Origin of the sequence: Winogradskyella haliclonae (genome assembly GCF_014635865.1) — a bacterium.
Classification (GTDB): Bacteria; Bacteroidota; Bacteroidia; order Flavobacteriales; family Flavobacteriaceae; genus Winogradskyella; species Winogradskyella haliclonae.
Genome location: NZ_BMDQ01000003.1, coordinates 467,511 through 475,708, shown reverse-complemented (window position 1 = coordinate 475,708; position 8,198 = coordinate 467,511). Strand labels below are relative to the sequence as shown.

7 protein-coding genes are annotated in these 8,198 nt (G+C 33.0%); 4 read left to right on the top strand and 3 right to left on the bottom strand.

From position 1 onward, the window contains the following. Positions 1-1,813 (top strand): FIDD domain-containing protein (locus IEV10_RS12690; RefSeq protein ID WP_188375095.1); only part of this gene is annotated, 1,813 nt, incomplete at its 5' end. Between the two features lie 73 nt (positions 1,814-1,886). On the opposite strand, the gene rho is transcribed toward IEV10_RS12690, so the two are convergent. Further along, a complete protein-coding gene (gene rho, locus IEV10_RS12685; protein WP_188375094.1) occupies positions 1,887-3,530 on the bottom strand; it encodes a transcription termination factor Rho in 1,644 nt (547 codons plus the stop codon). Positions 3,531-3,744: 214 nt separating this feature from the next. On the opposite strand from rho, the gene IEV10_RS12680 reads away from it, so the two are divergent. Continuing rightward, the gene (locus IEV10_RS12680; protein WP_188375093.1) at positions 3,745-4,155 is read left to right on the top strand and encodes a DUF4293 domain-containing protein; all 411 of its coding nucleotides are present in this window, start codon (positions 3,745-3,747) and stop codon (positions 4,153-4,155) included. A gap of 74 nt (positions 4,156-4,229) precedes the next feature. Here the strand turns inward: IEV10_RS12680 and IEV10_RS12675 are convergent, their stop codons facing one another. Continuing rightward, complete coding sequence (locus IEV10_RS12675; protein WP_188375092.1) at positions 4,230-4,724, bottom strand: metallophosphoesterase family protein; 495 nt, start codon at positions 4,722-4,724, stop codon at positions 4,230-4,232. A 103-nt stretch (positions 4,725-4,827) separates the two neighbouring features. Between IEV10_RS12675 and truA the strand changes: the two genes are divergently transcribed. Beyond that, positions 4,828-5,571 carry a tRNA pseudouridine(38-40) synthase TruA gene (gene truA, locus IEV10_RS12670; RefSeq protein WP_188375091.1) on the top strand — a complete coding sequence of 248 codons (744 nt, stop codon included), beginning with the start codon at positions 4,828-4,830 and terminating at the stop codon, positions 5,569-5,571. A 33-nt stretch (positions 5,572-5,604) separates the two neighbouring features. Next, complete coding sequence (locus IEV10_RS12665; protein ID WP_188375090.1) at positions 5,605-7,374, top strand: ABC transporter ATP-binding protein; 1,770 nt, start codon at positions 5,605-5,607, stop codon at positions 7,372-7,374. Here IEV10_RS12665 and IEV10_RS12660 read toward each other — a convergent pair. After that, positions 7,371-8,198, bottom strand: coding sequence for a DUF3667 domain-containing protein (locus tag IEV10_RS12660; protein WP_188375089.1), 828 nt, complete (start codon positions 8,196-8,198; stop codon positions 7,371-7,373). The genes IEV10_RS12665 and IEV10_RS12660 overlap by 4 nt on opposite strands.

The following is an 8,198-nucleotide window of genomic DNA, read 5'->3' as shown; positions in this document are numbered from 1 at the left end:
AACAGTAGGTACAGGATTTGGTGCCAATGAAATAGCAGATGATGCTTATACGAATATGACCAACGCACCGGTTATAGTGACTTATACAATAGTACCAGTGAGTGCAGATAGTTGTGAAGGCAGTCCATTTGATATTACTGTAACTGTTGATCCAGCACCAGCACCAGATTTTGGCCCTCATGAGATTAGAGTTTGTGATGATGACCCTACGCAACTTTTAGTTGAGTTGTTCGATTTGACACAATTAGAAGGTGACATATTTAATGGTAATCCAGGTTTAACAGCTGTTTATTTTAGAACATTACAAGACGCAATTGATAGATTAAACGGAATACCAGATCCAGAAAATTATCCTAATATAGATCCAGTTGAAACTATATATGTAAGGGTTGAGAATTCTTTTGACTGTTTTGTTATTGTAGAAATAGAGATTGAGGTATTTGCATTGCCTGATGCAAGTGTTGATGTCACAGACTGGTTAGTTTGTGAAAACGATACAGATTTCCTTTTTGATTTTGAATTGAACTCTAAAATTCCTGAAATCTTAGGCCCTAATCAAAGTGAGGCTGATTTTGAAGTGACTTTTTATTCTACACAAATTGCAGCTGATACTGAAGACCCAACATTTTTGTTAGACGGTACTTCTCATCAGAATGTGGGTAATCCGCAACCAATTTTTGTAGTAATAACTAATAGGACAACTGGTTGTACAATTAGTCAGCAAACATTTAATATTGAAGTACAGGATGGTGCTGATGCTTTTGACGTTGTTTACGAAGAATGTGATGTTGTCAATGATAATGATGGTTCCACGCAGTTTGATTTAGAATCTCAAATACCTTTAATATTAGGTCCTGCTCAGAGTCTAGTTGATTTTAGTGTGGATTTTTATGCAGATTTTGACGATGCGTTTGAGGGTAATGCTAATATATTGCCTTTATTATATGAAAATGTAGACATGCCTACCCAAGTTATTTATGCAAGGGTAAGTAATGTGTTAAGTCCAGAAGAATGTTTTGATATTGCCGAAGTCACGCTACAAACTAATTTACTCCCTAGTTTTGATTTAGATGATTCATATATTTTGTGTTTAACTAGTAATAATGAAGCTGCTGTTCCAATTCCACTAGTAATAGATACAGGACTTTCAGATGCTGATTACTCTTTTGAATGGCGTTTTAATGGTGATATAATGCCTACAGAAACGAGTCCTAGCCTAATACCGACACAAGGTGGTACTTATAGTGTGCTTGTTACCGACACGTCAACATCTACTGTTACTATGTGTACCAATTTTGATGAGACTGAAGTTATTGAAGGAGGAATTCCTGATACATTTGATGTTGAAGTCACCTCTCAAACCTTTACCGGAAATAATATGCTTGTTGCTACAGCTACAGGAAATAGTGAATACGAATTTAATTTAGATGATGGACCTTGGCAATTAAGTGGAGAGTTTGATAACGTAACCGGTGGAGACCATGTGGTTGGTGTTAGAGATGTTTTAGGTTGTGGTGTTTTATACCGAGACGTTACAGTAATTGATTATCCTAAATTCTTTACGCCAAATGGTGATGGTAATAACGATACATGGAATATAAGAGGTATAGACTCGCAACCATCAGCAGTCATATACATTCATGATCGTTATGGCAAACTAATAAAACAATTGAGCCCAACAAGTCCAGGTTGGGATGGCACTTATAATGGTAATAATATGCCTAGTACTGACTATTGGTTTACCCTAGAATATGTTGAGCCAATAAATAATGAACCCCGAACCTTTAGTGCTCATTTTGCATTAAAGCGATAAAAGATATATAGTATTAAATAAAAAAGCCTTTGATTTTTTCAAAGGCTTTTTTATAGCGTTTATATTGAGAACTTTAACCATTCATAGAGATTAAAAACTCTTCATTGTTTCTTGTTTGTTTAAAGCGGTCATTGATAAATTCCATTGCTTCAACAGGATTCATGTCTGCTAAATACTTTCGCATTACCCACATACGCTGTATTGTATTGTCATCTAAAAGTAAGTCATCACGACGTGTACTAGAAGAAGTTAAATCTATGGCTGGGAAAATGCGACGGTTAGCAATCTTACGATCTAATTGTAATTCCATATTACCAGTTCCTTTGAATTCTTCAAAAATAACTTCGTCCATTTTAGAGCCTGTTTCAGTTAATGCAGTTGCAATAATGGTTAATGACCCACCATTTTCTATATTACGAGCAGCACCAAAGAAGCGCTTGGGTTTATGTAGTGCATTTGCATCTACACCACCGGATAAAATTTTACCAGAAGCAGGTTGAACAGTATTATATGCACGTGCTAAACGTGTTATAGAATCTAATAAGATTACAACATCATGTCCACATTCTACTAGACGTTTTGCTTTTTCTAAAACAATGTTAGCAATCTTCACATGTTCATGTGCCTCTTTATCAAAGGTTGAAGCAATTACTTCACCACGTACATTACGTTGCATGTCTGTAACTTCCTCAGGGCGCTCATCAATAAGTAAAATCATTTGATACACTTCTGGATGGTTAGCTGCAATAGCATTAGCAACATCCTTAAGTAACATGGTTTTACCAGTTTTTGGCTGCGATACAATCATACCTCGTTGTCCTTTTCCTATAGGAGAGAACAAATCCATAATACGAGTAGAAATTGTACTTTGTCTTTCGGCAAGGTTAAACTTCTCTTTTGGGAATAAAGGTGTTAAATGTTCAAAAGCTACACGGTCTCTAACAACTTGTGGACTCTGACCATTAATTTTACTGACTTTAATCAAAGGAAAATACTTCTCACCTTCTTTAGGAGGACGAACATGTCCAAGAACTGTATCTCCTGTTTTAAGCCCAAATAATCTAATCTGTGATTGTGATACATAAATATCATCAGGAGATGTTAGATAGTTATAGTCCGAAGATCTTAAAAAGCCATAGCCATCTTGCATAATGTCTAAAACACCCTCGCTTTCTATAATAGCATCAAATTCAAAATCAGGTTCACGGTAACGGTTTCTGTTATCCTTGTTACCATTGTTTTTTTGATTCTGATTTTTGTTCTGATTGTTTTTGTTGTGGTTATTGTCATTACCACGTTTATTGTCGTGCTTCTGATTCTGGTTACGACGGTTATCATCCTTTCTTTGAGGTTGTTTTTGGTCTTTTCTAGAATCGTTAGAGTGTTGTTGTGGCTTAGATTTGTCTTCAGCTTTAGTTTCTGAAGATTTGTTATCAAAATCTATCTTTTGTTGCTCTTTTTTCTCCTGTTGAGGTCTTTGTACACGTTCTCTTTTTTGACGCTGTTGCGGCTTACTTTGTGTGTTCTTTTCTTCAGAAGGTTTGTTATCTTCTTTAGCAACAGCCTTTACTGCATTAGGATTTGCAGCTTGATAGTCCAAGATTTGATAGACCAAATCTAGCTTCTTTAAAGAACGATACTTTGGGACTTTAAGTTGTTTTGCAATCTCCTGTAATTCAGGTAGTTTTTTTGCTTTTAACTGTGAAATTTCAAACATTAATATGTGTGTATAGAATTATAATAATGGCTTTGATTAATTAAAATTTTCTAATGAAATAAAATAAAAGAAAATGAGAAATTAAATCGGAAGAAGTGCTTTTGAATATTTTGATTTCCATAGCACTAGTGCAATAATACAATTTTTATTTAAAAATTGGTACATCATTTAAAAATAAACTACTAATTTTGTGCTTCAATTATAAAGAATAACAATGATTCAACGCATTCAGACACTTTATTTATTAGTCGCAGTAGTAATTTCTGCGGGTTTAATTTTTGTGTTCGATTTGTATACCGATAAAAATCAAGTACTTGTATTTGCTAAAGATAACTACATGTATTTAGGCTTGTTTTTAGGCTCAGCTTTGTTATCTTTGATTTCGATATTTAGTTTTAAAAATAGAAAGTCTCAGTTTGTTTTGGGACGACTTAATATAATATTAAACTTTATTTTACTAGGAGTGTTCGTGTATCAGTCTCTAAATTTATCTGGAGAAACTTTGGTTTCTGAGAAAGGTATTGGGTTGATTCTTCCTATTTTTTCTATCGTGTTTTTAGTCTTAGCAAATAAGGCAATTAAAAAGGACGAAGATCTTGTAAAATCTGTAGATAGATTACGATAAACACCTAAAATCTTAGTAGTATTAGTGCGAAAAGCCCGAAGTGAAAACTTCGGGCTTTTTATTTTGTTCAACCTTTACCTTCTTGGAAATTCTATAATTTCTAAATTATCAATTTTCTTTCCATCAATCGTAAATCTTAACATGGTTCTGACTTTATGAAACCCATGTGTGCCGACTGCACCAGGATTCATATGCAAAACATTTAATTTCTTATCGGGCATTACTTTTAAAATATGTGAGTGCCCACAAATAAAAAGTCTTGGCGGATTTAACCGTAATTCTTCTCTTACTCTAATATTATAATTAGGCGGATAACCGCCTATGTGGGTTATCCAGACATCAACATCTTCACACATAAAACGATTATGTTCTGGAAACTCAGCTCTTGCTTCTGCATTGTCGATATTGCCATAAACACCGCGAAGCGGCTTTAGCTTTTTAATTTCATCCGTCACTTTTAGGTCGCCTATGTCACCTGCATGCCAAACTTCATCAGCTTGCTTTACATGCTTTAATATATTTTTATCAATGTAACTATGGGTGTCAGATAGGAGCAGGATTTTTTTCATGACTATATTCTCAAAATATCAGAAATTTAATTAAAAATATTTAGGATTTCTTTAGGAGTAAAAACAGTTATCTTTGTTGTTTTTAAAAGCAAAAATAAGGTTTTTGAGATATTTTATTCAATTGTCATATAACGGAAGCGCTTACCATGGTTGGCAGATACAGCCTAATGCAATTACTGTTCAGGAAACCCTACAAGATGCGCTTTCAAAATTATTGAATACTACATTAAGTATTACTGGTGCAGGAAGAACAGATACAGGTGTGCATGCATCACAAATGTTTGCGCATTTTGATATTGATGAAATTATTGATGGCGATAAATTGAGATTCAAACTTAATTCGTTTTTGCCTAAAGATATAGCTATACAATCTATTTTTCGGGTTAATGATGATGCGCATGCTAGATTTCATGCTATTAAGAGAAGCTATGATTATAAGATTGCTTTGAAAAAAGAGGTGTTTCTGTTTGATTATGCTTATTATATACATCAAGATTTGGATGTTGATAGAATGAATGAAGCTGCGAACATATTGCTTGAGTATACAGATTTTCAATGTTTTTCAAAAAGTAATACAGACGTAAAAACCTTTAACTGTAAGATTGAATATGCACAATGGAAGCAAGAAGATGACATACTCATCTTTAGTATAAGTGCAGACCGTTTTTTGAGAAATATGGTAAGAGCAATTGTGGGTACATTAGTAATGATTGGTCTGGGTAAGTATGAAGTTAATGATATGCATAAAATTATTACGTCTAAAAATAGAGGAGAAGCAGGATTTTCTGTGCCGGCAAAAGGCTTATATTTGACAGAAGTTCTTTATCCAAATGATATTGTAATTTAAATAAAAAAGATTTCCACTTTTACGTAAGTAAACATGGCAGATAAACAAAAGAAAATATTTGATATAAGTTTATTCAAACGATTGCTTAATTACATTAAACCATATCGTTTGATTTTTATTGTGTCTTTAATTTGCGTCATAGGTTTGGCTGTTTTTGGAGCTACAAGACCTTATGTGTTAAAAGAAGCTATTGATATACAAATTGCACTTAAAAAATATGATGGCTTTTTGTTTTATATTGTTTTAATGCTTGGACTTCTTTTTCTTGAAGTTATTTGCCAATTACTATTTATATATTATGCGAGTTGGTTGGGGCAATCTGTTGTAAAAGATATTAGAGTAAAACTTTTTAAGCACATGCTTAAATTTAAAATGACTTACTATGATAATTCTTCTGTAGGTGTTTTAATTACAAGAGCTGTGACGGATATGGAGCGCATTGCAGATATCTTTGGTCAAGGTCTTTTCATGATTTTTAGCGATATTCTTAAGATGGCAGTAGTGGCTGGTGTGATGCTTTATATAAATGCTAAATTAAGTCTGATTGTTTTTGTAACATTACCAGTAATTGTTTTTGCTACTAAGATTTTTCAAAGGTATATGAAACGTGCTTTTGAAGATGTGCGTACAGAAGTATCAAATCTTAATTCTTTTGTACAAGAACGTGTTACAGGTATGAAAATCCTTCAACTTTTCACAAGAGAAAAAACAGAATATAAAAACTTTACAAAAATTAATGAACGCCATAAAAAAGGATGGTTAAAAACAGTATGGTATAATTCTATTTTCTTCCCAATTGCTGAGTTTTTATCATCTGTAACATTAGCTACAATAATTCTTGTTGGTGGTTATAATATTGTTGCAGAGGGTTCGATAACAACTATAGGTCAACTTGTATCATTCACAATGTTTATACCTATGTTATTTAGGCCATTAAATCAGATTGCAAATAAGTTTAATACGTTGCAAATGGGTATGGTTGCAGCAGATCGTGTATTTAAAGTCTTAGATACAGAATCTCAAATTAATGATGACGGTAAGCTTGAAGCTGATAATTTTAAAGGTGATATTTCACTTAAAAATGTTCGTTTTTCATACATACAAGATGAAGAGGTGCTAAAGAGTGTATCGTTAGATATTAATTCTGGAGATACTATAGCTATTGTTGGTGCAACTGGCGCTGGTAAGTCTACCATTATTAATTTGTTGAATCGCTTTTATGATATTGACTCTGGTGAGATTACAATTGATGGAACAAATATTAAAGATTTTTCTTTAAACTCATTGCGTAATCAAATTGCTGTTGTATTACAAGATGTTTTCCTATTTGCAGATACTATTCTAAATAATATTACATTAAATAATCCAGATATTTCTGAAACTGATGTAGTAGAAGCAGCAAAGGCAATAGGGATTCATGACTTTATATCTAGTTTGCCAAACGGTTATCATTATAACGTAAAAGAGCGAGGTGTCATGTTATCTTCGGGACAACGCCAATTGATTTCATTTTTGCGTGCTTATATGACTAATCCAAGTATATTAATTTTAGATGAAGCAACATCTTCTGTAGATTCTTATTCTGAGCAGTTAATGCAAGATGCTACAGATAAGATAACTCAAGGTAGAACATCAATTATTATAGCTCATCGTTTGGCAACTATTCAACAAGCAGATAAAATAATAGTCATGGATGCTGGACAAATTGTTGAAATCGGGACACATCAATCGCTTCTAGAAAAAGAAGATGGCTATTATCGTAACCTTTATGAAGTTCAGTTTCTTAATGCCGAAGCTGTTTAATTAATAGTATCTTTTACTGTTCTTGCAGCCTCATTAGCTGCCTTCTGGGCTTCAATCATTTTTTGAAAATCACCATTAAAATACATTAAAACCCCTGTGACAATAGAGGCAATAACTGTAAATGCTATGAGTGCACATATGAAAATTAACGTGCGCATAATAAAATTGGTCCAGTCTAAATTAAAGATGCGTTTAAGCGCATAGCCAATATATATAAACTGAATTGGCGATAATATAAGCGAAGTTGTACCTAAAGATAAATCAAAAGCTGCTGCTGTTACTATAATAACAGTACCTATAGCACTTAATTGCGCTAGTAGATACATGTAGATGACTAAATGCTCTGTATAATTATACTTAAACTTTTTTTCACCTATAAATACCAATTTAGAAACAAGCGCATAAATAGGGACATTTAACATCATAGCAATAGATTGGTAATCTTGAATGAATTCCAAAATCTTCAGGTTAAATTCTTTCGTAGCTTCAGTAGAAATTGAGTCCATACTCATGGCTTCTGGAAAGAATCTTTGAAGAATAAAAAGTTGAATACCTGCAATTGTTATTGCAATAGCAAAGTAGCTTATAACATTAACATATTTTTTTCGTGTTCCAGAAATATATGATCTTATTACGGCTTCAGGTTTTGCGAAAAGTGCTATAAACGTTTGCAGAAGTTTATTGTCATAATTTAAAAACTCTTCAGAAAAATGAGTGAATAGGTTGCCAAATGTCAATCTATTTCTAATAACACGTGCACCACATTTATTACAGTAGTCACTATCTGGAGTAAGTTGATTTTGACAATTTTTACAAGTTGACAT

Coding starts and splice junctions, on each gene's coding strand:
- IEV10_RS12665 (WP_188375090.1), top strand. CDS start 5,605: ATGGCAGATAAACAAAAGAAAATATTTGATATAAGTTTATTCAAACGA.
- IEV10_RS12660 (WP_188375089.1), bottom strand. CDS start 8,198: ATGTCAACTTGTAAAAATTGTCAAAATCAACTTACTCCAGATAGTGAC.
- IEV10_RS12680 (WP_188375093.1), top strand. CDS start 3,745: ATGATTCAACGCATTCAGACACTTTATTTATTAGTCGCAGTAGTAATT.
- rho (WP_188375094.1), bottom strand. CDS start 3,530: ATGTTTGAAATTTCACAGTTAAAAGCAAAAAAACTACCTGAATTACAG.
- IEV10_RS12675 (WP_188375092.1), bottom strand. CDS start 4,724: ATGAAAAAAATCCTGCTCCTATCTGACACCCATAGTTACATTGATAAA.